Source organism: Porphyrobacter sp. GA68 (assembly GCF_022605525.1).
Classification (GTDB): domain Bacteria; phylum Pseudomonadota; class Alphaproteobacteria; order Sphingomonadales; family Sphingomonadaceae; genus Qipengyuania_B.
This window is the reverse complement of the sequence record NZ_JAKQYJ010000001.1, coordinates 451,213-475,949: the sequence shown is the minus strand read 5'-3', so window position 1 is coordinate 475,949 and position 24,737 is coordinate 451,213. Positions and strand designations below refer to the sequence as shown.

Below are 24,737 nucleotides of genomic sequence, written 5' to 3'. Positions count from 1 at the left end.
CCCTGCAACAAACGGAGCCGCGCGCGTGTTCCGGCACTTATCCCCAGCTTGGCGGCCATTCACGCGTTGGCCAGCCCGCGTGCGCGCCTATATTGGCAGGTCCCACCCGATCAGAACCCGCCGCAGGAGCGAATCGTCCCATGTCCCTTCTCGAAGCCCGCAAGACCTACAAGCCCTTCGAATACCCCTGGGCGTACGAGTTCTGGAAACGGCAGCAGCAGATCCACTGGATGCCCGAGGAAGTGCCGCTGGGCGAGGATTGCCGCGACTGGGCGCAGAAGCTGACCGATCACGAACGCAACCTGCTGACGCAGATCTTCCGCTTCTTCACCCAGGCCGATGTCGAGGTGCAGGACTGCTATCACGAGAAATACGGCCGGGTGTTCAAGCCGACCGAGATCAAGATGATGCTGGCCGCGTTCTCCAACATGGAGACGGTGCATATCGCCGCCTATTCGCACCTGCTCGACACGATCGGCATGCCGGAAAGCGAATACGGCATGTTCCTCGAATACGAGGAGATGAAGGCCAAGCACGACTACCTGCAGGAATTCGGCGTCGACAATGACGAGGACATCGCCCGCACGCTGGCCATGTTCGGCGGCTTCACCGAAGGGCTGCAACTGTTCGCGTCCTTCGCCATGCTGATGAACTTCCCTCGCTTCAACAAGATGAAGGGCATGGGCCAGATCGTCAGCTGGTCGGTCCGGGACGAAAGCCTGCACTGCGAAGGCATCATCCAGCTGTTCCACGCCTTCTGCGCCGAACGCGGCTGCCTGACGCGCAGCGTCAAGGAAGACATCATGGACATGTGCCAGAAGACCGTCCGGCTGGAAGACGCCTTCATCGACCTCGCCTTCGAACAGGGGCCGGTTCACGGCATGACCGCCAAGGAGATCAAGAAGTATATCCGCTACATCGCCGACTGGCGGCTGGGGCAACTGGGCCTGCCCGCGATCTACATGGTGGAGGACCACCCGCTCCCCTGGCTTGCCCCGCTGCTCAACGGCGTGGAGCACGCCAACTTCTTCGAAACCCGCGCAACCGAATATTCCAAGGCGGCAACGCGCGGCAACTGGAACGACGTGTGGTCAAGTTTCGACAAGCGCCAGGGCGCCGGCCGCAGCGAGAGCGCGAACGACGAGGCCGCGGGGAACGAAGGGCCGGGGCTGTTCGGGGATGTGCCGGCCGGGGTGCTGGGGGTGGCGGCGGAGTAGGTCATGTGAGTTTCTATGTCAGCAAAGATCTAAAGTCGACCTAATCAGGTGAACTGTTAAAAAACCTTTGGTGCTCTAGATGCAAAGGCCACAGATAAGCCGTGGTGTTCGATGAGCGTCTTTTCAGTGACTAATGGAAGCACAGTCACACGAAGTGGCAAAGACGTCGTGCAACTTTCTTCTAACGACTTTAAAGAGTTAATTGGAGATAGAACAAGATGTTTTATTTGCGCTGGGAGAGGTAAGAAGAGCAAAGAGCATGTCATACCGAACTGGATTGTTAAAAGGTGCCATCTATCTGATCACGGTATGAACCTTGCGGGAGGGATGAAGAAAAAGTTCACAACAATGACTGTCCCTTGTTGCGTGAATTGCAACTTTAAACTTGGAAAAGAGCTTGAAGATGCAGTCTCAATAGCTTTTGCAATGGGGCAATCTGAAGTAGACAAGTTAGTCCGCCGGTCAGATCCGAGACTTTTTGCTTGGCTCTGCTTCCTAAGATTGAAAACTCATCCCGTTTATCCCCTTGACCCACGTTATCGGGCATGGCATAAGATGGCATGTCCAAGAAAAGCCCCTCTGCCAGCGCCGAGTTCAGCGTTCGCGAGTTCTTCGCCCGCTTCCCGGACGAGCAGGCTTGCCTCGAACACATCATGGCAGTGCGCTTCGGCGGCACGAAGATGGATTGCCCCTCGTGCGGCGTGGAGAGCCAGTTCCACAAGCTGCGTGACCGCCGAGTCTTTGCGTGCCCGGAGTGCCTTCACCAGATCGCGCCGACCGCCAATACCATCCTTCACGACACCCGCACCCCGCTCGTTTCGTGGTTCTATGCGATGTATCTGTTCTGCACGACGCGCCACGGTGTGAGCGGCAAGGAACTCCAGCGCCAGCTCGGGGTGACCTACAAAACCGCCTATCGCATCGGGCAGCACATCCGCATTCTCATGAGCAAGGCACAGGGCTTTGACGCGCTGCTCGCTGGCCATATCGAACTCGACGAAGCCTATGTTGGCGGTCGCCGTTCGGGCGGCAAGCGCGGTCGCGGCGCTCCCGGAAAGACCATCGTCATGGGCCTCGCAGAGCGCGGCGGTCGCATGAAGGCGGTCGTGATCCCCAACGTGAAGAAGGACACGCTGCGCGACGTGGTTCTGGACAACGTGGAGCCGGGTTCGGTTGTCTCGACCGACGAACTCTACAGTTACAACTTACTCACTGGCGACGGTTTCACGCACGGCGCGGTGAAGCACGGCCGCAAGGAATATGCGTTCTACGATTACCGCGCTGGCGAGACGTTCCACGTCAACACCGTGGAGGGCTTCTGGAAGCTGTTCAAGGCTTCGGTGCGGTCAACCCATGTCCAGATCAGCGGCAAGCATATGCAGCGCTATCTCGACGAGTTCACTTTCCGCGCGACGCACCGGGGGCGGGTGAACGGGATGTTTGACCTTCTGGTTGGGGCGCTGTGACGCGCCCCATTAAGGCGTCGAACATGGTGCGATCGGCGGGGCCGATGCCATCGGCTTCAGCCTGGCGTGCGAAGTCGTCTAATCGGCCTTGAGCGATTGCCTCCGAAAGGGTCAGTCGCGAATTCACGAATTCAAACTCACAGCCCGGCGAAACGCATCGTCTTCTGCGGACGCCTGAATAATGCTCGCATTCTGTGCGAGAGCAGTAAGCCAGTTTCCATAGCCCCCCTTCTGCGCCAGCACCGCCGTTCGGGCTGGAGCGTCCGGTAAAAGGCGGATGTCGCCAAACTTGGCCAGCGTGAAAGCGACAGATTGCGCCCACGGCGTCACCGTATCGAATAGCGCAACCTCGTCGTCGCGCTTCACCATGACATCGATGCGCCAATGCGAATGCGAGGCCCCTAGGAAATCGACTTCCTTGGCGACGGCGTGCTCGCCGTAGATGCGCTGTAATTTGTTGAAGACAATGGTTCCGGCATCGGCTTGCTGGCGCTGGAAGATGCGATGGGCGAACCGCATCGCCGCCTCTTGGGAACACGCTGAAATGGCCTTGATTGCGCCTTCTAGCTGCCCTTCCGCGACGGTGACCTCAAAGGCTCCGTCGTTCGTGACCGTGACCCCTGCGGCCTCAGCCACAGGCTCTGCGCGCCTCATGAATTGGCGGCGGTCGGCGCCCATAATCGCGCACTCGCGATGGCCGAAGCCGTAATCGGACACGCGAAAGTATGGAGGCTCCCGGCTGATCCAAACGACTACGCTACCGCCGCTCGGATACATCGTCGGAGTTGTGACGAACGCGCCAGAGGAATCGTGACGCACGGAGACAAGGCGCGAAACCGCAGCGCCTATCGCCATCTCGAAATCGGCCTTGGTTAGGATGTCGCCCATTGTCTCATTACCACCCGAACGATAGCACCCATTCGGGTGGTTTGACAACATCTATGTTGTTGATTCGGAACAGATTCCCGACGACTTGAAGGCACTCGGTAAACCCTTGAATGGGTTGCGGAACTGGGCGCGCAACCGGCAAATTGTCGCGAAGAAGCGCGCCGTTTTTCTCGCACCAATTATCTTCGAATGAATGAAGATGCGTTCCCGCCTGATCCATGAATCGAAACTCGGGAGGCCCCTTGCCCTTGTTGTTGTGGACGCCTTTCGGTCGCCACTCCAAGCGACACAGTGGCCCCGTCCCGCCGGGAATACGCAGGCCATGATATTCGAGCTGAAAAACGACTTGCTCGTCGGGCAGGCTTGCAATGGCCGTGGCGCGGAAGAAGAATTGCTCTTCGATCAGGCCGCCGATCATCAGAGGCAGCTTCAGATCGAGGCAACGCCCCTGCGTGCTCCAATCGGTTGGATTGGCGATTAGCTTTTTAGCTTCGACAAGTTCGCGAAGGGTTTCCGCCATCGCCTCTGCATATCGAGGGCAACGGCGATTGGCGAGTCAGGCCGCCATCAAGAAGCGTGGGTCAAGGGGATAAACGGGAAACTCATTATCATGACATGTTTGTGATGGTTGAGAAGCACCGACGAAAGAAACAGAAGAGCCTGGGAGACCACCTAGATTGGGCACATTTTCATAACGCTCACGCGGTTGTAAGATCATATATATTCGATATAGTTTTAGATAGATCATGCATTGGCTCTATGTATTCGGCGCGCGTGGTTGATTCTACTGAAAGTTGCCGCTTTAACTACTTCGATGCTTACGAGTATCAATCAATGTATGTACGCATAGATGATTGCGCTGTCATCTGCGTGTCTAGCGATATAGGTGCATGTGAATATCACTTAAGACCTTACCTCTCGAAGCTAGGCAGTAAAGTCAGTCAAATGCAGATCCTCGCCATTCAGAACGAGTATGAGGTAGCTGCAAGACGCATGTGTGGCGTATGGGTTCTGGAGCAAGAGTACGGAATGGCCAGCGGTTCAATGATATTGGAAGGGGTCGTTAAACAGCCTATTGGAATGCAACCATCTACTGAGGAGTATCGGCGACAAGGCCTGGCACATGCAATTCAATATTACCTAGAGCAAAATGGCAAAAATCCAGACCACATTTGCTTTTTGGTGGACGCCATTCAGAAAGGCTTTGTGACCTTTATACCAGAAGAGGCAAGGCCGCCGCTAGCCTCAAGTAGTTTCCCCAGCAACTGGCAATGGCTTCGTTATCAGCAATCTAGTACAGCTTAGTTCATCAGCGTTATGAAAACTGCAGCAGGCGACTTGCACAACAGGGTGATCCACCGCTTGCCCGCCACACGCGAGGCAGGCGACTACATCGTCAGAGATATGTCCATTGGAGGTTCGCCAGCAGTTTTCGCAGACCCCTTGAGGCAGACTTAACCAAGCGCGTCTTGGCTACCATCCTCACGCGTGTGACAACCCGGTGGGGCGAATGATCTGGTTGGATCGCCTTAACCGAATAAAGGCACCTTTAACTACCGCTCCTTAACTTCTCCCGACTATCCTCGCACGCGCCCACAACCGGACGCCGCCCATGCCTGTTTCTGCCCAACCGCTCGAACTTGCGATCTACTACCTGATCGCAGTCAACTTTGCCGCCTTTGCCGCCTTTGGCATCGACAAGGCGCGGGCCGAGGCCGGGGCGTGGCGGATCAGGGAGGGCACGTTGCTGCGGCTTGCGCTGATCGGCGGGACCGGCGGCGCCTATGCCGGGCGGCACGTGTTCCGGCACAAGACGCGCAAGCAGCCGTTCTGCTCGTCCCTGCGGACGATCGCCGTACTGCAGGCAGCGGTCGCGGCGTTGACGGCGTTCGTGCCGCTTGACGCCGTACCGGGGGCGCAGAAATTGCTGGCGGCGGTATCGGAAGGTCGGACGAATATCGACCTGCTCGACCACTGACACGCACAGCCGGCCCGGGCCGCGCCCATTGCAACGCCTGCGATACGCGAGCGCGGCTGGCCGTGGTGGCGCTCGCATGATCCCGCCTGTCCTACACTGCCGCCGGCGCGCTATCACGGCGGACATGGACCGCCTCACCCGCCCGATCTGCGCCGCCTGCCTTCACCCGGAAAGCGGTCGGAAAGCCGGCGGACTGGCTCGCCATGCGGGCCTCGCGCTTTTCCCCTCAGGACCGTGTAACATGCGGTCCATGTCTCCCCCGGCCCGCCTTCGTCGAGGGCTGGAACCAACGCGGGCAAGGGGCGCTGATCTGGCATTGGATCAAGGAGAAATGGCCATGCTGTCCCGGACGAAAACTGCCTCTGCGCTGCTGGCGGGATGCCTGTCGGTCGCGCTCGCCGCGTGCGGGGGGCAGGATGAAACCGCCTATGAGGTGGACGCGACCACCAACGACGGGTCGCAGCTGATCGTGTCGGAGCCGACGCCGGGCGCCGCGCCGGTTGTCCTGCCGGAAGCGCCGGTCACGGTGACGACCGAAACGCAATCGGCGATCTCGCCCACGCCCCTGCCGGCGACGCCAACTCCTGCGCCGACGCCTACGGCAACGACCACGCCTGTGCCGATGCCACCGCCGCGCTGACCTTCGATCCCGGCTGGCGCTTCGACTGGCGTTATTGCAGCCCCAGGAGCGACACCGCCACCCCGGCCGCGATGATCCCGGCGACCGTCAGCCGGGCGGGCCATTGCGCTTTTGCGTGAGGGGCGTGGGTGCGCGGCCGGTCGCGCTGCGGGGCGGGCGCGGCGGGCGGCACGTAATCCTCCGGCCGGGTCCAGCTGCGCCGGCCCTGCTTGCGGCGGCGGTCGGGATCGAACCTGATGATCTTGCCCATGGGGCGGCAGCCTAGCGCAAGGTGCGGGGCGCTGTCATGCCCTGGTTGCCGCAGCTCGTCGCATCGGGGTTGCTCTCCCGCCGCTATCCTTCCGCGGCGCACCAGTCGAGACGGGCTTCACCGGCGTAGGGGCGGGCGACCCCGCGGGAAACCAGCGCGTCGGCGACAGACACGCCGTTCCGGCTGAGGATGCGCAACGGGCGGCCGTAACGGTCGTTGCCGCCGGGTTCTGGGGCGCTGGTGAAGCCCCCTTCGCTGAGCCAGCCTATCAGCGCATCGCGGGCAGCGCGGGCCGCGATCCGCTCTGCCTCGCAGCGTCCGGCAAGCTCGGGCGCGTCCAGCCCGGCGATGCGCACGGTTTCGCCGTCCAGCCGGATGGTGTCGCCGTCGACGACGCAGCGGTCGCGCGATGGCGCATCGGCGCACGGCTGCCAGATAAAGGCCGGCACTTCCCGGCGGTCGACCGGCAGCAGCAGTCGGACCAGCCACAAAGCTCCTAAAGCGAGGAGGGTTGCCAGCGCCAGCCACCGCCACGCTGATGTCAGTCTGCCGGGCCGACCCTTGGCGGGCGTGCCGAAGCGGGCTGGCCGGGGCAGGGGACCGCCGCCGGTCAGCCCGCCGGTGCCGCCTGGGCCCGCGCCGCAAGGCTTGCGGGAAGATGAAGAACGCCAGCGCATCGCGGTTGCCTAGCGCCTGGGCGCCCACGCCTCCACAGCAAACCCGCTTCCCTCGGGCCGACGGGAAGGCTAGAGGCGGCGGAACGGGATGACCGACGCTTCCGCCCTCCTCGCCAAGACGCAGGTGCTGATCGAGGCGCTGCCCTATCTGCAGCGCTACGCCGGCCGCACCTTTGTCGTGAAATATGGCGGCAACGCCATGGGCGATCCGGACAGCGGCCGGGACTTCGCGCAGGATGTGGTGCTGCTGAAGGCGGTCGGCATCAACCCGGTGGTGGTGCACGGCGGGGGGCCGCAGATCGGCGCGATGCTGGACAAGCTGGGGGTCAAGACCCGCTTTGTCGGCGGGCTGCGCGTAACCGACCGCGCAACCATGGAAGTGGCCGAAATGGTTCTGTCCGGGGCCATCAACAAACAGCTGGTCGGACTGATCGCGGCCGCGGGCGGGCGGGCGATTGGAGTTTCCGGCAAGGATGGCAACCTGGTGACTGCCGGCAAGCTGGAGCGGACCGCACCCGACCCCGGCAGCGCGATCGAGCAGGCGGTGGACCTGGGCTTTGTGGGTGAACCGGTGGCGGTCGATACCGCCCTCATCGATGCCGCCGTTGCGGGCGGCATGATCCCCGTGGTCGCGCCGATCGCCGCCGGCGTGGAAGGTGAAACCTACAACATCAACGCCGACACCATGGCCGGCGCGCTGGCGGCCGCGCTTGGCGCGGCGCGGCTGTTCCTGCTGACGGATGTGGCGGGCGTGCTGGATGCTGACGGTAAGCTGCTCAGCGATCTGACGCCTGCTGACATCGCCCGGCTGCGCGCCGAGGGCGCGATCACCGGCGGGATGATCCCCAAGCTGGAAACCTGCATTGCGGCGGTCGATGCCGGCTGCGAAGCGGCCGTCGTGCTCGACGGGCGGGTGCCGCATGCCATGCTACTGGAATTCTTCACTGCCAGCGGCGCGGGAACGCTGGTGCGGCGGGACGGACTTGCTTAGATGATGCCTGCCGTGGTCAAAGGCTTGTGGCACGGCCAAGACAAACCGCATTGCAGCCTTGTTCGGGAAACATTCAAAATATGATCGCGCTGATTCAGATCGTCTCCATGCTGGTCAATGTCCTGGTGATGCTGATCATCATCCAGTTCATCATCGGCCTGTTGTTTTCGTTCAACGTCATCAATCGGTCGAATGAGTTCATGGTGCAGGTCTATAATTCGATCAACGCGCTGCTCGATCCGGTGCTCGCGCCCATCCGGCGGCTGATGCCCAACACGGGCGCGTTCGACTTTTCGCCGCTGGTGCTGATCCTGTTGCTCAATGCCGTGCTGATCATCCTGCGCAATCTGGCGGTATGACGGCCGAGGTAATCGACGGCAAGGCAGCCGCCGCCCGCCTGCGGGAACGGGTTGGCGCGCTGGCGCTGGATTTCGCCCGGCAGGCGGAACGCAAACCGGGGCTGGCGGTGGTGCTGATCGGCGAAGACGCAGCCAGCCAGGTCTATGTCGGCGCGAAGGGCAAGGCGACCGTGGCCGCGAACATGAACAGCTTCGAACATCACCTGCCCGCCGACACACCGCAGGACGCGCTGCTGACACTGGTGGAACAGCTGAATGCGGACAAGGCAGTAGACGGCATTCTGGTGCAGCTGCCCCTGCCCCCGCAGCTCGACGCGCAGGCGGTGATCGCGGCGATCAGCCCGGACAAGGACGTTGACGGCTTCCATGTCAGCAATGCCGGACGGCTGGCCGTCGGGCAGGACGGGTTCGTACCCTGCACTCCGCTGGGTTGCATGATGCTGCTGGAAGAGCGGCACGGGTCCGATCTGTCCGGCATGGAGGCGGTGGTGATCGGTCGTTCCAACATCGTAGGCAAGCCGATGGCACAGCTGCTGCTTCAGGCCAATGCGACGGTGACGATAGCGCATAGCCGCACAAGGAACCTGGCCGAGGTGGTGCGGCGGGCGGATGTCGTGGTGGCGGCGGTTGGCCTGGCGGAAATGGTGCGCGGCGACTGGTTGAAGCCCGGCGCCACGATTATCGATGTCGGCATCAACCGCCTCCCGCCCGAACCGGGTGCCGGCAAGGGCCGGCTGGTGGGCGACGTGGCTTTTGCAGAAGCGCGCGAAGTCGCAGGCGCGATCACGCCGGTGCCGGGAGGCGTGGGGCCAATGACCATTGCCGTCCTGTTGCGCAACACGCTGGTTGCGGCATATCAGAACTCAGGTCTGGCCAAGCCGGACATATAGGATAGGCTGCAAAGAAGCTCCCATTCCTGCGTCCTGACGCGCACAGGGTAGCCAAGGGGCCGAGTGGCAGGAGCACGATGAGCCAATGATGTTCGCCAGGTCCGCTTCCCTCCTGTTCATCGCGCTGACGGCGGCGTGCGCCGCGAGCGACAACCGGGTGACGGCGATAGACCGGGTGCTGGCGGACGCGCCCGGCCGGGCGCAGCCCAGCGCCCTGATCGCGACGGAACTTGCCGCGGCGCGTGCCGCGCGGCAGGACGGAGAAGCGGCGGCTCTGCGCGAGTTTGCGACACCTGACGCGGTGCTACACCTTGCCGCCGGACCGGTCGCCGCCCGCGAATGGACGCGCAACCGCACGGAAAGCGGGGCAGGAGTGCAATGGGCGCCCAAGGCGGTGTGGCTGAGCTGCGATGGCCAGGCAGCGGTGTCGTATGGCGAATATGCCGCCCGCGACGGCGAGCGCGGTCATTACGTCACCACGTGGCAGCGGCAGCCCAACCGCGCCTATCGCTGGAACTACATGCTGCGCGCCCCAGATCCTGCCCTTGTGCGGCAGCGGCCGATCACACCCGAGATGCTCGAGCGCGGTGCCATTCTGGTCGAAGCGACCCCGATGATCCGCGGCGACGTCGCCGACTGCGCCCCGGCAGGTCCGCTGTCGCTGCCGGACACCCCCGGCGCAGGAGCGACCGCCGGTTCGGGAACGTCGAGCGATGGCACACTGGTGTGGAACTGGGCGCATTTCGCGGATGGCCGGCGGAGTTTCAGCGCTATGCAGGCGGCGGGCGGCGTGCTGACCCAGGCGGTCAGGCTTGAGGTTGGCCCCGCGGGAGAGGTGACGTTGTTGCGATGATGGAACTGTTCTTCTCCGCCTTCATCACCATGTTCGTGGTCATCGATCCGCCGGGCTGCGCGCCGATCTATGCGGGGCTTACCAAGGAGGCCAACGCGCAGCAGGCGCGGGCCATGGCGATCCGTGCAACGCTGATTGCGGGGGCTATCCTGATCGGCTTTGCGCTGGTGGGCGAAGATCTGCTGCGCGCGCTGCATATCGATCTCGACAGCTTCCGCATCGCTGGCGGACTGATGCTGTTCCTCATTGCGCTCGACATGGTGTTCGAAAAGCGTACCCAACGGCGAGAGGAACGGGCGGAAAAAGTGCTTGCCGAAAATCTGAACACATCCGAAGTCGAGGACGTGTCGGTGTTCCCCATGGCCATGCCGATGCTCGCGGGACCAGGAGCGATCGCGTCAATCATGCTGTTGACGAGCGCCGCTAACGGCCCGGAACAGTCGCTGGTGGTCATGGCCGCGCTGCTCGCGGTGCTGGTGCTGACGATGTTTGCGCTGATTGCCGCGGGACCGCTGATGCGGCTGTTCGGCGCACGGGTCGAGGCGGTGATCACCCGGCTGCTCGGCGTCCTGCTGGCGGCGCTGGCCGCGCAATACGTGATCGACGGCCTGCGCGGCAGTTTCGGGGTCTGACCGCTACTGCAAGGTCACGCGGCCATCGTCGCCGCCATCATGCAGGCCGAAAAACTGCATCAGCTGGATCAGCAGTTCGCAGCGCGCGGTCAGATCGTGCGCTTCCAGAAGGGCCTGTTTCGCCGCGGCGTCGAACGGCGCAATCTGCGACACCCCGTTGATAAGCGACTGGTCGTCCAGCTTGGCGACCGAATCCCAATCCACGCTGTAACCCTGCCGGTCAGCGAAACGGCGCGCCTCCTGCTCGAATCCGGCCCGCTCGACCGATGCGAGGTATTGATCCTCAGGCTCTTCAATAGCCTCGCCTTCCACCTGACGGAAGGCCGTGGTCACGTCCAGTTCACGGATCAGGCGGAATCGCCGCTCGCCTTCGAGGATGAGATTGTAGCGGCCGTCCTCAAGTGCCTCAAACTCGCCGATGCGCCCGATACAGCCAACATCATACAGCGAACCGCTCTCGCCCAGCTGCCGGGGCTGGATCATGCTGATCCGCCGATCCCGCGCCAGCGCGTCGCTGACCAGCGCGCGGTAACGCGGCTCGAAGATGTGCAGCGGCAACTGCAGGCCGGGAAACAATATCGCGCCAGGCAGGGGAAAGATGGACAGGCGCACCGGTCGTGTCCGTTCAGCCGAAGAGCAGACGCGAAAGACGACGGCGGGTGGCGATGACCCACGCATCTTCCAGGCCGACCGCTTCGAAGATCTGCAACAGCTTGGCCCGCGCCGCGCCGTCATTCCATTCCCGGTCCGCTTCGATCATGGCGAGCAGTTCGTCGGCGGCGGCATCGCGCTGGCCGCTGGCGAAGGCGGCTTCGGCATAGGCCAGCCGCGCCTCCATGTTGGCGGGGTCTGCCGCAGCCCTCTGGCGAAGAGCGGCCAGCTCGGTCTCATCCATGCGGCTGCCGGCGAGTTCCAGGACGTTCTTTGCCGCGGCGATCTGCGGATTGCCGGCGAGCGCGGGATTTGCTTGCGCTGCGGTCAGCGCCGCTGCAGCATCATCCGTTCGGCCGGCCTGCGACAGGGCGCGGATCAGTCCGGAATGCGCGGCCGCGTCGTCCGGTGCCATATCCACAACCTGGCTGAAGATGCCGACGGCGCGATCAGCCTCACCCCCGGCAAGAACCTGGTCGCCCATGGCGATGAATTGCGCGATCTCCTCCCTGGACGGCGCGCCCGGATCGGCCGCATTGCCGCCTTGTACCGGCAATTGTGCGAGCAGCTGGTCCAGCGCTGCGCGCAGCTGCGTTTCGGTCCGTGCGCTGGTCAGGTCGGCGACAGGCTGGCCTTGGAACATCGCGTAAACAGTAGGGATAGAGCGGACCTGGAACTGCGCCGCGATGAACTGTTCGGCGTCGACATCGATCTTTTCCAGCACCACGCCCTTACCGGCATACTCTCCCGCCACCTTTTCCAGCAGCGGGGTCAGCGCCTTGCAGGGGCCGCACCAGTCAGCATAGAAATCGAGCACAACGAGCTTCGTCATCGACGGCTCGACTACCTGCTTGCGGAACCGGTCGACGGCCTTCTGTTCGTCCAGGTTCAGACCCATGCTTGCCAAGATGCGTGTTTCCTCTTGCTGTGCGCCGCGACCATCGCGAAGCTCTACCATGTGGGCGCTGCCCCGCCAATGTGAAGAGCGCGGCCGACTGCGAGCAGGTCTGGGGCTGCCAGTGTGCAAATTACCCCTTGCCCGCCGCTGGCCCGGTTGCTAATCGCGCGCCTCCCCACCGGCGGCGAACAGCCAAGCCGGTCACGCCAGAGCGGGCGTAGCTCAGGGGTAGAGCACAACCTTGCCAAGGTTGGGGTCGAGGGTTCGAATCCCTTCGCCCGCTCCAGTTTTCCAATTGAGTTGGCGGGATGTCCGCGCGACGGGGTCTTTCATCAAATTTAACCATTTGCGACCGGGTGCGAATTTCCTGTTGCAATCAAAGGCGGCAACGCTAGGTGCAAGCGATATGTTGTATCATAAAATAGTTGCGGCGGCATCGCCGCTGACGCTCGCCCTGATAACCGCTTCGCAACCGGCCGTCGCACAGCAAACCGCTCCAGCACCAGGGCCCGCACGCGGTGACCTGGTCGACGATGACTTCCACAATCGCCAGGACGCTGGCGCCAACGAAATCATCGTCAGTGCGCGCGGTGTGCGCGAACTTGATATCCTTGCCGGCACTTCGGTGATCGAGGGAACGGAATTGCAGCGCAATCTCGACGGGCAGATCGGCGAAGTGCTGGCCCGGCTGCCCGGCGTCACCGCCACCGGCTTTGCTCCGGGTGCATCGCGCCCGGTGCTGCGCGGTTTTTCCGGAGAACGGGTGCGTGTCCTCAATGACGGGATTGGGACCCTGGACGCGTCCAACACGTCCGACGACCACGCGGTCAGCATCGACCCGCTGACGGTGGAGCGCATCGAGGTGCTGCGTGGACCGGCGGTGCTTCTTTATGGCAGCCAGGCCATCGGCGGGGCCGTGAACGTGATCGACAAGCGCATCCCCCGACGCGTGCCGGATGAGTCGATCCATCTCGACGCTCTCGCCGGCTATGACAGCGTCAGCGATGCATACCAGATTGCCAGCTCCGTCGATGCGCCGCTGGGTGGAGGCTTTGTTGTTCATGCCGACGGATCGTACCGCAAGGCAGGTGATGTAAGCATACCCGGCTTCGTCGTATCGAACGCCTTGCGCGCCGATCTCCTGGCGGAAGCGGCGGAGGAAGAGGCGGAGGGCGAACTGGGCGAAGCGGCCGAACTGCGCGCTATTGCTAATCAGCGCGGCGTCCTGCCCAACAGCTTTGCCGAAACCTGGTCCGCCAATCTTGGCGCAAGCTTCTTCGCCGGTGGCAGCATGCTGGGCGCTTCGGTCGGCTGGTACGATACCAGCTACGGCCTGCCTGCACGCCCTGGCGCCGAGCATGCTCATTCCCATGACCATGACCATGACCATGACCATGACGGCGAAGGGGAAGAGGGGCCCGTCACCATTGGGCTGCGGCAGTTCCGGGCGGACCTGCGCGGCGAACTGATGCTGGGCAACGGCTTAATCGAGAAGCTGATTACCCGGGTTGGCTATTCCAACTACACGCACACCGAGTTCGAAGGCACCGAGGTCGGTACCGTGTTTGATGTGCAGGGCATCGAGGCCCGGGCCGAGTTCGTCCAGAACAGCAGCGGCGCTCTCAGAGGGTCGTTTGGCGCGCAGTACTACTTCCGCGATTTCGCCGCCATCGGGGCAGAAGCGTTCGTGGCACCCAACCGCACCGATCAATTCGGGGTTTTCGCCCTGCAGGAATACCAGCTGGGTGCGGCGCAGCTGGAAGGCGCGGCTCGGTACGAGGTGACCGGAGTTGATTCCCAGACGCTGGGGATCGAGCGCGATTTCAGGGCGCTCTCGGGCGCACTCGGGCTATCCTTCGACACCGGTACCGGGCTGCGCGCGGGCGTGAACGGCACCCGGGTCGAGCGCGCACCTTCTGGCGAAGAACTGTTCTCCAACGGCCCCCACGTCGCCACCCAGGCTTTTGAAATCGGCGACCCCGATCTGTCGAAGGAAAGAGCGTGGGGCGTGGAGGGCTATGTGCGCGGCCGCCTGGGGCCGGCGCAGGTGAACCTTGCCCTCTACCGCAACTGGTTCGACGACTACATCTATCTGAGCGAAACCGGAGAGGAAGAAGATGGACTGCCGGTGTTCGTGTATCTGCAGGACGATGCCAACTACTTCGGCGTGGAGGGGCAGGTGACGGTGCCGTTTTACCGCACGGAGCGGCTGACCCTCCTCGCCGACCTTCGCGGCGATTACGTCCGTGCAGAGCTGACCGATGGCACACCGCTGCCACGTATCCCGCCGCTCCGCCTGCTGGGCGCGCTGGAGGCGCAGGGGGCGCGGTTCGACGCGCGTGCCGAAGTGCAGTGGTTTTCCGCGCAGAACCGCACGGCTCCTTTCGAGCTGCCGACGGACGACTACATGTTCGTGAACGCCTCGCTCGCCTTCAAGCCTCTCCGGGGAGACGACAATGTGACCCTGCTGCTGCGGGCGAACAATATCTTCGACGTGGAGGGCCGGCGCCACACCAGCTTCACCAAGGAGTTCGTGCCGCTGCCGGGGCGCAACCTGTCCGCCAGTGTGCGTCTCAGCTTTTAGTCCGGCTTCACCGAAGCAGGGGATAAATGCGCCGAAGGGATCCGCTCCGCACCGAAGTCCCTTCGGCGTTTTTGGCAAGATCAGTGCGGCACGGCGTTATTCTTCGACTGCAAAGGTCAGCGCGGCGTGTTGGCGGAGCCGTTCCACCAGGGCTTCGCCGAGAAAGGCTCCCGGTGTCCCCACGCCGCCTTGCGCGTCGCTCTCAAGCAGGGCCAAGCCTGTTTCGCCCAGCATCCTGCTGGTCGAGCCGTAGCCGGGATCGTAGCGCCCCTTGACGCCGTACCGGATAGAGCGGCCATCGGGATATTCTCCGATGAGGAGAAAGTCGTAGGACCCGTTCTCCCGCTCTTCCTTCGTCGGGCCTTCGCCCGGCTTGGGTCCGCCGTCGCCGAACATCGACTTCATCGCGCCCGCGATGGCCGTTGCCGCCTGTTTGCCCATGTCGCCGGGGCTGGTCAGCACCATCTCGTCATACCGGAAGTCGCGACCATAAGGGTGGCCGCGCAGGAAGTTGGTGCGATGGACGTTCTTGGTGTTGATGGAGGCCATGACGAAAGGCGCGGTCCAGCTTTCCAGCGCCCGATCGTAGGCGGGCAGCATCCCGCCAGGCTGTTCCGGCCCCGTGAAGCCCGGCGTCAGCGCGAACGGGTCAGCCAGCACCTTGAACTGCGACGGATTGCGCGCCGCGCTGGCCATCGTCGCCTTGAAGCTGGCCGCCGTGCCTCCGGAAAAGCTGCCGACCATCGACCGGATGCGGGTTTTCACCCGCGGGGCGGGGCTGCCGAACCGTGCCACCGCCTCCTTCTGCAGCATCAGCACGCCGAGATCCGACGGAATGGAGTCGAAACCGGAAGAGAAGCAGATGCGCGCGTCGCTGGCCTTGGCTGCCTCATGGTGCTCCACGATCTGCTGCGCCATCCAGGCGGGTTCGCCGCACAGGTCGGCGTAGTCGGTTCCGGTCGCCACGCAGGCGGCGAGCAGCTTGTCACCGTAGAGCTGATACGGGCCGACCGTGGTCAGCACCACCCGCGCCTGTTCGCACAGCGACCGCAGGCTCGCCTCGTCGTCGGCATCGGCGGTGACGAGAGGAGTGTCGGCGGGCGCGCCGATTTCGTCGCGAACCGCCTGCAGCTTGGCGAGATTCCGTCCCGCCATGGCCCACCGGGGGCCATCCGGCTTGCCCCCATACTCCCGCACGAAATGTTCGGCGACCAACCTGCCCGTGTAACCGGTCGCACCATAGACGATGATGTCGTATTCGCGTTCTTGGTTCCTCATCCCGCGAACCTGCCGCAAACCGGCATCGCTGACAATGGCAGCTCAGTAGCGTCGGTCGACCGGCTTGTCCGGCGGAGTGGCGATTGCGCTTACGCCGCCGCGCGTGTCGTTGCGCGTTGCCGCCGCCTCGCCCTCGGCACGTGCGGCCTGCAGTTCCGCTTCGGTTGCTTCCGTCCGGCTGGCGGCCAGTTCGCCCTCCGCCCGGGCGGCGCGCAGTTCCGCCTCGTGCGTCTTGTTGCGTTCCCGGTAGTGGTCGAGACTGCCGCGCACATTGCCATAGGCGAAAGTCAGCAGAAGCCCGCCCGTCACCGCCAGCAGACGCAGCGCGGTCATGCCGGTTTCATAATCGTTCCATTGGTTATGGAAGAACACGATCGTCGCCAGCGTGTAGGCGGCAAGGACGATGGAGGTCAGCCGGGTCATCAAGCCCAGGCCCAGCAGCAGACCGGCGGCTATTTCAAAGATGGCGATCCCGGTTCCCCATGCCGGCACCAGATTGGCTCCGGCAAGTGTCGCGCTGAAACCTGCCGGGTACAGCAGCTTGTTGACGCCGGAGACGACGAACAGCAGGCCGATCAGGATGCGGCCGATGGTGGCGGTGATGAAGGACATGGGCACTCTCCCCTAAGCGCGATTTTACCGGAACAACGACCAGGACGCGAAACAGTGCCAGCGCCGCCTATAGTCGAGGCAGCGTCACTCCCCGTTGCCCCATGTATTTTCCGGCCCGGTCGGCATAGGTGATCTCCGGGCGTTCGTTGCCGCGCAGGAACAGGAACTGACAGGCGCCCTCGTTGGCGTAGATGCGGGCGGGCAAGGGGGTGGTGTTGCTGAACTCCAGCGTCACATGGCCTTCCCAGCCCGGCTCAAGGGGGGTCACGTTGACGATGATGCCGCAGCGGGCATAGGTCGACTTGCCCAGGCAGATGACCAGCACGTCCTCCGGTACGCGGAAATATTCCACGGTGCGCGCCAGGGCGAAACTGTTGGGCGGGATGGTGCACACATCGGTCTTGCGGTCGACGAAGCTGGTTGCGGCAAAGTTCTTGGGGTCGACCACCGCGTTGTCGACATTGGTGAAGATCTTGAATTCGTCGGCCACCCGCGCGTCGTATCCGAACGAGGACAGACCATAGGAGATACAGCCGTCGCGCCGCTGCGCCTCGACAAAGGGTTCGATCATGCCGCGCGTTTCGGCGGCTTCGCGGATCCAGCGGTCGGAAAGGATTGCCATGGCCGTGTCATCCTTCATCGGTGCGCCTGGCACAAGCGCGTGCTTGCGGCTTATCCGCTACGGGATCCGTGCCGCACCCAGCCGGGGGTTGAGCGCGGCGATGTGGTTCAGCCACATCTTGGGCCGCCGCAGCATATCCTCAGGATAGCTCACCTTCAGGCCGGCGATCTGCGCCAGACGGCCCACGAAATGGATGCAGTTGCGCGTGTCGAGATCGTAGAACTTGCCGGGCGCATCGCGCCAGCGGGCAACTTCGGCCAGGATTTCGCCATATTGAGCCTGCGTCAAAGGCACGGTAAAATGCCGGTTGGTGGAGCGCACGTATTTCTGCTGCTCGGTGGTGATGGCGTGTTCCACCGGGCCGCGCAGAATGGCTGGCGACACGCGCCGCGCGGTAAACCCAAAATTGGCATTCACGCTCTGCCCGTTCTCCAGCGTCCCTTCCAGCACGACAAAGGTGTGGGGATAGCGCCCGCCCACAACGGAACCGTTGAAGCTATGAAAGCTGATGGTCACCGCGGCGGCGGCGGGAGCGGTCCACAAGGTCGCGAACAGCAGCAGGAGCGAGCAGACAAAGTGACGCATTGTCATGCCTTTACCAATGCAGGCCGCGCGCACAAACTTCAATTTGCGAGCAGAGTGGCGTTGCCGCCGGCCGCCGTCGTGTCCACCGTCATCACCCGTTCCGTCGCGAACCGAGCCACATAGTGCGGCCCGCCGGCCTTGGGACCGGTGCCCGACAAGCCCTCGCCGCCGAACGGCTGGCTTTCGACCACCGCGCCGATCTGGTTGCGATTGACGTACAGGTTGCCCACCTTTGCCCGCGCCGCGACGAACCGCATGGTGGACGCGATCCGGCTGTGCAGACCCAGCGTCAGGCCAAAGCCGGTCGCGTTGATATCGTCGATCACCTGCCCAAGCTGGCCGGCGGCAAACCTAACCACGTGCAGCACCGGACCGAAGTTCTCCCGCTTCAACTCGGCGATGGAATCCATCTCTATGATGGCGGGCGCGACGAAATTGCCGCCAAGTGTAGCTGGCAGGTCCAGCTGCCACACCTTGCGCCCGGTCTGCCGCCGCCGGGCGATGTGGCGGTCGAGCGCAGCCTTCGCATCCTCGTCAATGACGGGACCCACATCGGTGGCGAGCAGCGCCGGATCGCCTATCTCCAGAGCTTCGAACGCGCCGCGGATCATCCGCAGCAGATCGTCGGCCACATCATCCTGGATGTACAGCACGCGCAGAGCGCTGCAACGCTGGCCCGCGCTCTGAAAAGCGGACGCCACCACGTCGCGCGTCACCTGCTCCGGCAGGGCGGAACTGTCCACGATCATCGCGTTCTGGCCACCGGTCTCCGCGACAAGGATGCCGATCGGCCCCTCGCGCGCCGCCAGCGTCCGGTTGATGATCCGGGCCGTGTCGGTCGACCCGGTGAAGGCGACGCCGGCGATGCGCGGATCTGAAGTGATGAGCTTGCCGACGTCACCCGCGCCCGGCAGCAGTTGCAGCGCGTCTGGCGGGATGCCCGCCCGGTGGCACAGCTTGATTGCCAGCGCCGCAATCAACGGCGTCTGTTCCGCAGGCTTGGCAATTACCGTGTTGCCGGCCGCCAGTGCAGCCGCCGCCGGACCTATGAAGATTGCGAGCGGAAAGTTCCACGGTGAAATGGTGGCGAATACGCCGCGCCCGGCGAGCCGCAATTCGTTCAGTTCGCCGGTTGGTCCGGCGAGTGACACGGGCTTGCTGAAAAGGCGCCGTGCCTCGCCCGCGTAATAGCGCAGGAAGTCCACCGCTTCGCGCAGTTCGAGAATGCCGTCGGGCACCGTCTTGCCGGCCTCGCGGGTGCACAGCGAGATGAACTCGGCGGCATTGTCTTCGAACAGGTCTGCTGCCGCTTCCAGCAACAGGGCCCGGTTTTCGCCGCCCAGCGCATCCCATCCGGGCTGGACTTCTTCGGCCCGGCGGATGGCGTCGGCCACCTCCTCGGCTGTGGCATCCCGGCGCGTGCCGACGATCACCGCCGAATTGTGCGGCATGGTGATCGGCGCGGTTTCTTCCTCCGCGTCGGAACGGAAGGTCGGCTCTGCATGCCACTGCTTGCCGGCCAATTCCTCGAGCCGTGCCAGAAGCGGCTCGCGCACGAGCGGGTCGGACAGGTCGATCCCCGCGCTGTTGCGGCGATTGGGGAAAATATCTTCGGGCAGGGGAATACGCGGGTTCCGGCTGGGGCTGAGCGCCGCAAGTTCTGCCACCGGGTTGCCGGTGAGTTCGGAAACCGGCACGTGAGCGTCGGCCATGCGGTTGACGAACGAGGAGTTGGCGCCGTTTTCCAGCAGGCGCCGGACCAGATAGGCGAGCAGATCCTTGTGATTGCCGACCGGCGCATAGATGCGCACGGGTGTGCGACGATTACCTTCCACAGCTGCGAGCTCGGCATAGACGTCCTCGCCCATGCCATGCAGCCGCTGGAACTCGTAATCCTCCGGCTCGCGTCCGTTTTCTGTCGCCAAAGCCTTGATCGCGCCGATGGTGTAGGCGTTGTGCGTGGCGAAGGCTGGATGGATTGCATCCCTCGCCGCCATCAGCCTGGTGGCGCAGGCGAGATAGGACACGTCGGTCGCGACCTTGCGGGTGAACACGGGGTAGTCGGGATAGCCGCCGACCTGCGCCAGCTTGATCTCGGTGTCCCAATAGGCGCCTTTGACCAGCCGCACGAACAGCTTGCGACCGTGCCGCCGGGCGAGTTGCGCAATCCAGTCGCACAGCGGAACGGCCCGCTTCTGATAGGCCTGGATGGCCAGGCCGAAGCCCTGCCAACCTTCTGCCGTGCCGTTGGCGAACAGGCTGTCGTCGGCGACCAGTTCCTCGATGATGTCCAGCGACAGTTCCAGCCGCTCTGCTTCCTCGGCGTCGATGGTGAAGTGGATATTGCCCTGCGCCGCCCGGCCTGCCAGATCGCGCAGCACCGGCACCAGGGCGGCCTTGGCCTCGGCGGCATGGAGGAAGTTGTACTTCGGGTGCAGCGCCGACAGCTTCACCGAAAGCCCGGGCGAAGTTGCCACGTCCCCCGTGCCTTCCCGTGCCAGCCGGATCACCCCCTGTTCGTAGGATGCCCGATACCGCTCCGCGTCGGCGAAGGTCATCGCCGCCTCGCCCAGCATGTCGAACGAATGGCTCAGCCCCTTGCTGCGCTCCGCTGACGCTCGCTTCAAAGCTTCGCCAATGTCGCGGCCATAGACGAATTGCCCGCCCAGGATGCGCATTGCCTGCAAGGTGGCGCGGCGGATCACTGGTTCGCCCAGCCGGCCGATGGCCCGGCGCACGCTGGCACCCATCCCCCGCTGTGCCTCATCCGGGCGGTGCAGCACTTCACCTGTCAGCATCAGGGAAAAGGTCGCGGCGTTGACGAAGGCGGAAGAACTCTCTCCCAGATGCTCGCTCCAGTCGATCGGCCCCAGCTTGTCGCGGATCAGCGCATCGGCGGTGGCTGCGTCCGGCACACGCAGCAGCGCTTCGGCGATGCACATGAGGGCGATGCCCTCCTGCGTGTCCAGACCGAACTGGTGGAGAAACGCGTCGATGCCGCTGGCCTTGCGGCCGCGCGCGCCGGTAATCAGTCGCGCGGCCAGTCCGGCCGCCTGTTCGTGCAGGCGCGAAACCGCCTCTGCCTGCGCCAGCCGCTGCGCAACACAGTCCGCCTCCGCCTGCCGATAGGCTGCGCGCAGGTCGTCGCGCTCAAGCGGCGGGTACGACGCGGAGTGCGACACGGGTTGCGACTCAGGGGTGGTTTGCGCGGACGGGCGAGACAAGGTTGCCATCAACGGCAGATATTGCGCCGCCGCCGCCTGAGCAATAGCTGCTGCTTACATCCCGCCGAACAATCGCCGCGCCACGGCGCCAAGCTTGAGACGCAGTTCGGGGTCGTGCTGTTCAGGAGCGGTAATCACCGCGTCATCCAGCGCGAAATCTATGGGCGATTCCTCGCGAAACCGGGGAAGAATGGCGGGCAAGTGCTGCAGGGCTTCGCGCGCCAGACGGTTGTTGGCGGCTAGCTGCGCCACCACGTGTTCCACGCTGACCGGCTGTTCTGCCTCGTTCCAGCTGTCGAAATCGGTGACCAGTGCGAGCAGGGCATAGGGCAGTTCCGCTTCCCGGGCGAGGCGCGCTTCGGGCATGGCGGTCATGCCGATCACATCCGCGCCCCACTGACGATAGAGACGGCTTTCCGCGCGGGTCGAGAACTGCGGTCCTTCGATCGCGACGTATGTGCCGCTTGGCCGCACGCGCCCGCCGGCCTTGGCGACGGCGATGGCGAGTGCTTGGCACAGGCGAGGGCAGACGGGTTCGGCCATGCTGACGTGCGCTACCATGCCGGTGCCGAAGAAGCTGGCCGGCCGCCCCTTGGTCTGGTCGATAAACTGATCCACCAGCACTGCACTGCCGGGGGGAAGCTCCTCAATGAGGGAGCCTACAGCGGCGACGGCGACGATGTCGGTACAGCCGGCCCGTTTCAACGCATCTATGTTGGCGCGCGCGTTGACCTCGCCCGGCGCGATACGGTGTCCGCGGCCGTGGCGCGGCAGAAACCGCAGGTTAATGCCGCCCAGATGACCGCACAGGACAGCGTCCGATGGCTCTCCCCACGCAGAGGAGACGGCAATCCACTGGGCATCTTCCAGCCCCGGCAGGTCGTAGATGCCGGAGCCGCCGATGATGCCAATCGTCCAGTCGCCGCTCACAAAGGTTCCTTCTGCTTTCGCTCCAGCATTGCCGGATAGCCCCGTTATGCTGAAATGAGGTTAATCGTGTCGCTTGCGCGCGGACAGCCTGCTTCGCCTCTTGACTGTGCCCGACGTCCCCCGCGGTCGAGAAAGCCTGGCCCTGGCGGCCCGACCTTTCCGACCACGCGGAACCGCCGGATCAATCCTACGCCTGCGGGGCCGGCGCGGCACGGGCGATCCAGGCGGCGAAGGCGTCAGCGAACTTCTGGAAGAACGCCCGGGTACCGTCGTGCTTGAACTCTCCCGCCTCGTCGAACAGATCGAAGGCGCCCCCGACATAGGCTTCGGGCTGTTGCAGCACCGGCATGTCGAGGAACACCAGGGACTGACGCAGATGATGGTTGGCGCCGAACCCGCCGATACCGCCGGGAGACAAGGTCATCACGGCCGCCGGCTTGCCCGCCCACGCGCTCTGGCCATAGGGGCGGGAGCCGACATCAATCGCGTTCTTGAGCGCGCCCGGGACCGAACGGTTGTATTCCGGGGTTACGAACAGCACCGCGTCGGCTGCCCCGATCTGGTCGCGAAACCGGCTCCACGCCGCTGGCACATCGCCTGAGTCGACGTCTTCGTTGTAGAGGGGCAGGTCGCCGATCTCCACGAACTCGAAGTGGAGGTGGTCAGGGGCGAGGCGAGTAACCGCTTCAGCCGCCATGCGATTAACCGACGCCTTGCGCAGACTGCCTACAACAATTGCTACTTTATGGGAGTGGGACATCAAATGCTCCTGTGAACTTACTGGTGAATGGATGCGGAGTTTCTAGGCCGCGTCGACCATGACGATTTCGCTGTCGTCCAGCGCCGTGACCGTGAACCGGCTAACGTCGGTGATCGCGACTCCGTCACGTGCGTCGGCTACCTTGCCGTCGATCTCGATCCGCCCCGTGGCGGGCACGAGATAAAGATGCCGGTCCAGCGCGGTTTCGTACGTGACGCTCTCGCCGGCGTTGATGGTTGCGCCAAGCACCCGGGCGCTGGCGCGGATTGGCAATGCCCCGTCATCGTCCGGCAGCCCGGAAGCCAGCGTCACGAACCGTCCGGCGCGATCATCCTTGGGGAAAGGACGCGCACCCCAGCCGGGTGTGCCGCCCCGCTGGTCGGGAATGATCCAGATCTGGAAGATGCGGGTTGCCTCGTCCTCCAGATTGTATTCCGAATGGGTCACGCCGGTTCCGGCGGACATGACCTGCACGTCGCCAGCTTCGGTCCGCCCTTCGTTGCCCATGCTGTCGCGGTGCGTAATGGCGCCTTCGCGCACATAGGTGATGATTTCCATGTCGCTGTGCGGGTGCGGCGGAAAGCCGGATTTGGCAGCGATGGTGTCATCGTTCCAGACGCGCAGGCTGCCCCAGTGGACGCGCGAGGGATCGTGGTAGCCGGCGAATGAAAAATGGTGGCGCGCGTCTAGCCACCCGTGGTCGGCCGCACCCAGCGTGTCGAACTTCCTGATGTCGATCATGCCACCTGTTCCTCTTCGGATTACTCCCGGGAAAGATGGCGCTTGCGTGATGACCAGAAAAGACTGATAATTTTGTTCAAGTTGTTCTAGCGAGTTGAACAGTGAAAATCGGGCAGCCAACCCTTGATCAGTTGCGGATCTTTGTCGCCGTGCATGATGAAGGCAGCTTCAACGCGGCCGCACGCAAGCTGGGGCGGGCGGTGTCGGTGGTCAGTTACGGGGTTGCGGCGCTTGAGGCGCAGCTGGCAGTGACGCTGTTCGAGAGGGAGGGGTCGCGGCGCCCGCAGCTGACCGACGCGGGACGGTCACTCCTGGCTTCCGCGCGGGCGGTAATCCATGACATAGACGATCTGGTCGCCCGCGCCCGCAGCATCAACGCGGGCGTGGAGACCGAGGTATCCCTGGCGCTGGACGTCATGGTGCCTCTGGCTGCGCTGTCCTCGGTGCTGCAGGAATTCCAACAAGCCTTTCCGCTCGTGGACCTGCGGCTGCACGTTGAGGCGCTGGGCGCAGTCGCCGGGCTGGTGGCGCAGGGCCGTTCGGATTTGGCCCTGGCCGGTCCCGTCCTGCTCGATCTGCCCGAGCTCGACCGCAAGGAGATCGGCAGCGTCGAACTGGTCCCGGTCGCCGCCCCTGGTCATCCGCTCGCGCAACTCGCCCGGATCAGGCCGGGGCAGGCGCGCCACTACCTCCAGCTCGTGCTGACCGACCGGTCGGCCTACACCGAGGGGCAGGACTTCTCGGTGGTCAGCCCGCGCAGCTGGCGGCTGGCGGATCTGGGCGCCAAACGCGAGCTGCTGATCGGCGGAAGCGGCTGGGGCAATATGCCGCGGCATCTAGTCGCGGACGACATCGCAGCAGGCTCTCTCAAGGTTCTCGAGCTGCCGGAAGGAACCAGTGTGGACTACCGCCTGTCGGCCATGTGGCGCAAGGACCGTCCCCCCGGTCCCGCAACCAGCTGGCTCCTGCGGGCGTTCGAGGCCGCCTTGCAAGACTCCGGGTGAGGCGGGG

At 64.0% G+C, this 24,737-nt stretch carries 26 protein-coding genes and 1 tRNA gene; 13 read left to right on the top strand and 14 right to left on the bottom strand.

What is annotated here, in order from left to right; translation table 11 throughout:
• Positions 1 to 140 precede the first annotated feature (140 nt).
• Both LHJ54_RS02330 and LHJ54_RS02325 read left to right on the top strand, forming a co-directional pair.
• Positions 141 to 1,217 carry a ribonucleotide-diphosphate reductase subunit beta gene (locus tag LHJ54_RS02330; protein ID WP_228242337.1) on the top strand — a complete coding sequence of 359 codons (1,077 nt, stop codon included), beginning with the start codon at positions 141 to 143 and terminating at the stop codon, positions 1,215 to 1,217.
• A gap of 560 nt (positions 1,218 to 1,777) precedes the next feature.
• A complete protein-coding gene (locus LHJ54_RS02325; protein WP_228242336.1) occupies positions 1,778 to 2,683 on the top strand; it encodes an IS1595 family transposase in 906 nt (301 codons plus the stop codon).
• A 123-nt stretch (positions 2,684 to 2,806) separates the two neighbouring features.
• On the opposite strand, the gene LHJ54_RS02320 is transcribed toward LHJ54_RS02325, so the two are convergent.
• A complete protein-coding gene (locus LHJ54_RS02320; protein ID WP_228242335.1) occupies positions 2,807 to 3,571 on the bottom strand; it encodes a hypothetical protein in 765 nt (254 codons plus the stop codon).
• A gap of 7 nt (positions 3,572 to 3,578) precedes the next feature.
• Positions 3,579 to 4,091, bottom strand: coding sequence for a hypothetical protein (locus LHJ54_RS02315; RefSeq protein WP_228242334.1), 513 nt, complete (start codon positions 4,089 to 4,091; stop codon positions 3,579 to 3,581).
• A gap of 254 nt (positions 4,092 to 4,345) precedes the next feature.
• On the opposite strand from LHJ54_RS02315, the gene LHJ54_RS02310 reads away from it, so the two are divergent.
• The 3 genes from LHJ54_RS02310 (at position 4,346) to LHJ54_RS02300 (ending at position 6,189) form a co-directional block, all read left to right on the top strand.
• Positions 4,346 to 4,876: a hypothetical protein gene (locus tag LHJ54_RS02310; protein ID WP_228242333.1), complete on the top strand. Its 531-nt coding sequence runs from the start codon at positions 4,346 to 4,348 to the stop codon at positions 4,874 to 4,876.
• 307 nt (positions 4,877 to 5,183) lie between these two features.
• Positions 5,184 to 5,549, top strand: coding sequence for a DUF1294 domain-containing protein (locus LHJ54_RS02305; RefSeq protein ID WP_306437037.1), 366 nt, complete (start codon positions 5,184 to 5,186; stop codon positions 5,547 to 5,549).
• 331 nt (positions 5,550 to 5,880) lie between these two features.
• Entirely contained in the window at positions 5,881 to 6,189 is a 309-nt protein-coding gene (locus LHJ54_RS02300; protein ID WP_228242332.1) for a YgdI/YgdR family lipoprotein, read from the top strand.
• A gap of 31 nt (positions 6,190 to 6,220) precedes the next feature.
• Here LHJ54_RS02300 and LHJ54_RS02295 read toward each other — a convergent pair whose 3' ends face one another.
• Both LHJ54_RS02295 and LHJ54_RS02290 read right to left on the bottom strand, forming a co-directional pair.
• On the bottom strand, positions 6,221 to 6,439 hold the full coding sequence (locus LHJ54_RS02295; protein WP_228242331.1) for a hypothetical protein: 219 nt from the start codon (positions 6,437 to 6,439) through the stop codon (positions 6,221 to 6,223).
• Between the two features lie 83 nt (positions 6,440 to 6,522).
• Positions 6,523 to 7,116, bottom strand: coding sequence for a thermonuclease family protein (locus LHJ54_RS02290; protein ID WP_228242330.1), 594 nt, complete (start codon positions 7,114 to 7,116; stop codon positions 6,523 to 6,525).
• Positions 7,117 to 7,204: 88 nt separating this feature from the next.
• Here LHJ54_RS02290 and argB point away from each other — a divergent pair, with 88 nt between their 5' ends.
• The 5 genes from argB (at position 7,205) to LHJ54_RS02265 (ending at position 10,841) form a co-directional block, all read left to right on the top strand.
• Positions 7,205 to 8,107: an acetylglutamate kinase gene (gene argB / locus LHJ54_RS02285; protein WP_228242329.1), complete on the top strand. Its 903-nt coding sequence runs from the start codon at positions 7,205 to 7,207 to the stop codon at positions 8,105 to 8,107.
• An 80-nt stretch (positions 8,108 to 8,187) separates the two neighbouring features.
• Positions 8,188 to 8,466: a YggT family protein gene (locus tag LHJ54_RS02280; protein ID WP_228242328.1), complete on the top strand. Its 279-nt coding sequence runs from the start codon at positions 8,188 to 8,190 to the stop codon at positions 8,464 to 8,466.
• Positions 8,463 to 9,356 carry a bifunctional methylenetetrahydrofolate dehydrogenase/methenyltetrahydrofolate cyclohydrolase FolD gene (gene folD, locus LHJ54_RS02275; protein WP_228242327.1) on the top strand — a complete coding sequence of 298 codons (894 nt, stop codon included), beginning with the start codon at positions 8,463 to 8,465 and terminating at the stop codon, positions 9,354 to 9,356. Before LHJ54_RS02280 ends, folD begins: the two co-directional genes overlap by 4 nt.
• 85 nt (positions 9,357 to 9,441) lie before the next feature.
• Positions 9,442 to 10,209 (top strand): hypothetical protein, encoded by a 768-nt coding sequence (locus tag LHJ54_RS02270; RefSeq protein WP_228242326.1) that lies wholly within the window; start codon positions 9,442 to 9,444, stop codon positions 10,207 to 10,209.
• Positions 10,206 to 10,841, top strand: a complete 636-nt coding sequence (locus tag LHJ54_RS02265; protein ID WP_228242325.1) for a MarC family protein — start codon at positions 10,206 to 10,208, stop codon at positions 10,839 to 10,841. The genes LHJ54_RS02270 and LHJ54_RS02265 overlap by 4 nt, the downstream gene beginning before the upstream one ends.
• 3 nt (positions 10,842 to 10,844) lie before the next feature.
• On the opposite strand, the gene LHJ54_RS02260 is transcribed toward LHJ54_RS02265, so the two are convergent.
• A complete protein-coding gene (locus LHJ54_RS02260) occupies positions 10,845 to 11,453 on the bottom strand; it encodes an LON peptidase substrate-binding domain-containing protein (protein WP_228242324.1) in 609 nt (202 codons plus the stop codon).
• 13 nt (positions 11,454 to 11,466) lie between these two features.
• Positions 11,467 to 12,390, bottom strand: coding sequence for a tetratricopeptide repeat protein (locus LHJ54_RS02255; protein ID WP_228244266.1), 924 nt, complete (start codon positions 12,388 to 12,390; stop codon positions 11,467 to 11,469).
• A 211-nt stretch (positions 12,391 to 12,601) separates the two neighbouring features.
• On the opposite strand from LHJ54_RS02255, the gene LHJ54_RS02250 reads away from it, so the two are divergent.
• Together LHJ54_RS02250 and LHJ54_RS02245 are read left to right on the top strand one after the other, a co-directional pair.
• Positions 12,602 to 12,676, top strand: a tRNA-Gly gene (locus tag LHJ54_RS02250).
• Between the two features lie 120 nt (positions 12,677 to 12,796).
• Positions 12,797 to 14,974: a TonB-dependent receptor gene (locus LHJ54_RS02245; RefSeq protein ID WP_228242323.1), complete on the top strand. Its 2,178-nt coding sequence runs from the start codon at positions 12,797 to 12,799 to the stop codon at positions 14,972 to 14,974.
• Positions 14,975 to 15,070: 96 nt separating this feature from the next.
• Here LHJ54_RS02245 and LHJ54_RS02240 read toward each other — a convergent pair whose 3' ends face one another.
• The 8 genes from LHJ54_RS02240 to LHJ54_RS02205 form a co-directional block, all read right to left on the bottom strand.
• On the bottom strand, positions 15,071 to 16,252 hold the full coding sequence (locus LHJ54_RS02240; protein WP_228242322.1) for a trans-acting enoyl reductase family protein: 1,182 nt from the start codon (positions 16,250 to 16,252) through the stop codon (positions 15,071 to 15,073).
• Positions 16,253 to 16,294: 42 nt separating this feature from the next.
• Positions 16,295 to 16,864, bottom strand: coding sequence for a DoxX family protein (locus tag LHJ54_RS02235; protein WP_228242321.1), 570 nt, complete (start codon positions 16,862 to 16,864; stop codon positions 16,295 to 16,297).
• 67 nt (positions 16,865 to 16,931) lie between these two features.
• Positions 16,932 to 17,486, bottom strand: a complete 555-nt coding sequence (dcd, locus tag LHJ54_RS02230) for a dCTP deaminase (RefSeq protein WP_228242320.1) — start codon at positions 17,484 to 17,486, stop codon at positions 16,932 to 16,934.
• Positions 17,487 to 17,543: 57 nt separating this feature from the next.
• On the bottom strand, positions 17,544 to 18,077 hold the full coding sequence (locus LHJ54_RS02225) for a hypothetical protein (RefSeq protein WP_228242319.1): 534 nt from the start codon (positions 18,075 to 18,077) through the stop codon (positions 17,544 to 17,546).
• A 32-nt stretch (positions 18,078 to 18,109) separates the two neighbouring features.
• Positions 18,110 to 21,304, bottom strand: coding sequence for a bifunctional proline dehydrogenase/L-glutamate gamma-semialdehyde dehydrogenase PutA (gene putA / locus LHJ54_RS02220; protein WP_228242318.1), 3,195 nt, complete (start codon positions 21,302 to 21,304; stop codon positions 18,110 to 18,112).
• A gap of 45 nt (positions 21,305 to 21,349) precedes the next feature.
• Entirely contained in the window at positions 21,350 to 22,225 is an 876-nt protein-coding gene (gene mtnP, locus LHJ54_RS02215; protein WP_228242317.1) for an S-methyl-5'-thioadenosine phosphorylase, read from the bottom strand.
• 187 nt (positions 22,226 to 22,412) lie between these two features.
• Positions 22,413 to 22,985 (bottom strand): NADPH-dependent FMN reductase, encoded by a 573-nt coding sequence (locus LHJ54_RS02210; protein ID WP_228242316.1) that lies wholly within the window; start codon positions 22,983 to 22,985, stop codon positions 22,413 to 22,415.
• A gap of 42 nt (positions 22,986 to 23,027) precedes the next feature.
• Complete coding sequence (locus tag LHJ54_RS02205) at positions 23,028 to 23,726, bottom strand: pirin family protein (RefSeq protein ID WP_228242315.1); 699 nt, start codon at positions 23,724 to 23,726, stop codon at positions 23,028 to 23,030.
• 101 nt (positions 23,727 to 23,827) lie between these two features.
• Between LHJ54_RS02205 and LHJ54_RS02200 the strand changes: the two genes are divergently transcribed.
• Positions 23,828 to 24,730 (top strand): LysR family transcriptional regulator, encoded by a 903-nt coding sequence (locus LHJ54_RS02200; protein WP_228242312.1) that lies wholly within the window; start codon positions 23,828 to 23,830, stop codon positions 24,728 to 24,730.
• Positions 24,731 to 24,737 lie beyond the last annotated feature (7 nt).

Coding starts and splice junctions, on each gene's coding strand:
- LHJ54_RS02320 (WP_228242335.1), bottom strand. CDS start 3,571: ATGGGCGACATCCTAACCAAGGCCGATTTCGAGATGGCGATAGGCGCT.
- LHJ54_RS02300 (WP_228242332.1), top strand. CDS start 5,881: ATGGCCATGCTGTCCCGGACGAAAACTGCCTCTGCGCTGCTGGCGGGA.
- LHJ54_RS02315 (WP_228242334.1), bottom strand. CDS start 4,091: ATGGCGGAAACCCTTCGCGAACTTGTCGAAGCTAAAAAGCTAATCGCC.
- LHJ54_RS02210 (WP_228242316.1), bottom strand. CDS start 22,985: ATGTCCCACTCCCATAAAGTAGCAATTGTTGTAGGCAGTCTGCGCAAG.
- LHJ54_RS02205 (WP_228242315.1), bottom strand. CDS start 23,726: ATGATCGACATCAGGAAGTTCGACACGCTGGGTGCGGCCGACCACGGG.
- LHJ54_RS02305 (WP_306437037.1), top strand. CDS start 5,184: ATGCCTGTTTCTGCCCAACCGCTCGAACTTGCGATCTACTACCTGATC.
- LHJ54_RS02255 (WP_228244266.1), bottom strand. CDS start 12,390: ATGGGTCTGAACCTGGACGAACAGAAGGCCGTCGACCGGTTCCGCAAG.
- LHJ54_RS02245 (WP_228242323.1), top strand. CDS start 12,797: ATGTTGTATCATAAAATAGTTGCGGCGGCATCGCCGCTGACGCTCGCC.
- LHJ54_RS02225 (WP_228242319.1), bottom strand. CDS start 18,077: ATGACAATGCGTCACTTTGTCTGCTCGCTCCTGCTGCTGTTCGCGACC.
- putA (WP_228242318.1), bottom strand. CDS start 21,304: ATGGCAACCTTGTCTCGCCCGTCCGCGCAAACCACCCCTGAGTCGCAA.
- folD (WP_228242327.1), top strand. CDS start 8,463: ATGACGGCCGAGGTAATCGACGGCAAGGCAGCCGCCGCCCGCCTGCGG.
- LHJ54_RS02235 (WP_228242321.1), bottom strand. CDS start 16,864: ATGTCCTTCATCACCGCCACCATCGGCCGCATCCTGATCGGCCTGCTG.
- LHJ54_RS02330 (WP_228242337.1), top strand. CDS start 141: ATGTCCCTTCTCGAAGCCCGCAAGACCTACAAGCCCTTCGAATACCCC.
- LHJ54_RS02280 (WP_228242328.1), top strand. CDS start 8,188: ATGATCGCGCTGATTCAGATCGTCTCCATGCTGGTCAATGTCCTGGTG.
- dcd (WP_228242320.1), bottom strand. CDS start 17,486: ATGGCAATCCTTTCCGACCGCTGGATCCGCGAAGCCGCCGAAACGCGC.
- LHJ54_RS02265 (WP_228242325.1), top strand. CDS start 10,206: ATGATGGAACTGTTCTTCTCCGCCTTCATCACCATGTTCGTGGTCATC.
- LHJ54_RS02290 (WP_228242330.1), bottom strand. CDS start 7,116: ATGCGCTGGCGTTCTTCATCTTCCCGCAAGCCTTGCGGCGCGGGCCCA.
- LHJ54_RS02240 (WP_228242322.1), bottom strand. CDS start 16,252: ATGAGGAACCAAGAACGCGAATACGACATCATCGTCTATGGTGCGACC.
- LHJ54_RS02325 (WP_228242336.1), top strand. CDS start 1,778: ATGTCCAAGAAAAGCCCCTCTGCCAGCGCCGAGTTCAGCGTTCGCGAG.
- argB (WP_228242329.1), top strand. CDS start 7,205: ATGACCGACGCTTCCGCCCTCCTCGCCAAGACGCAGGTGCTGATCGAG.
- LHJ54_RS02295 (WP_228242331.1), bottom strand. CDS start 6,439: ATGGGCAAGATCATCAGGTTCGATCCCGACCGCCGCCGCAAGCAGGGC.
- LHJ54_RS02270 (WP_228242326.1), top strand. CDS start 9,442: ATGATGTTCGCCAGGTCCGCTTCCCTCCTGTTCATCGCGCTGACGGCG.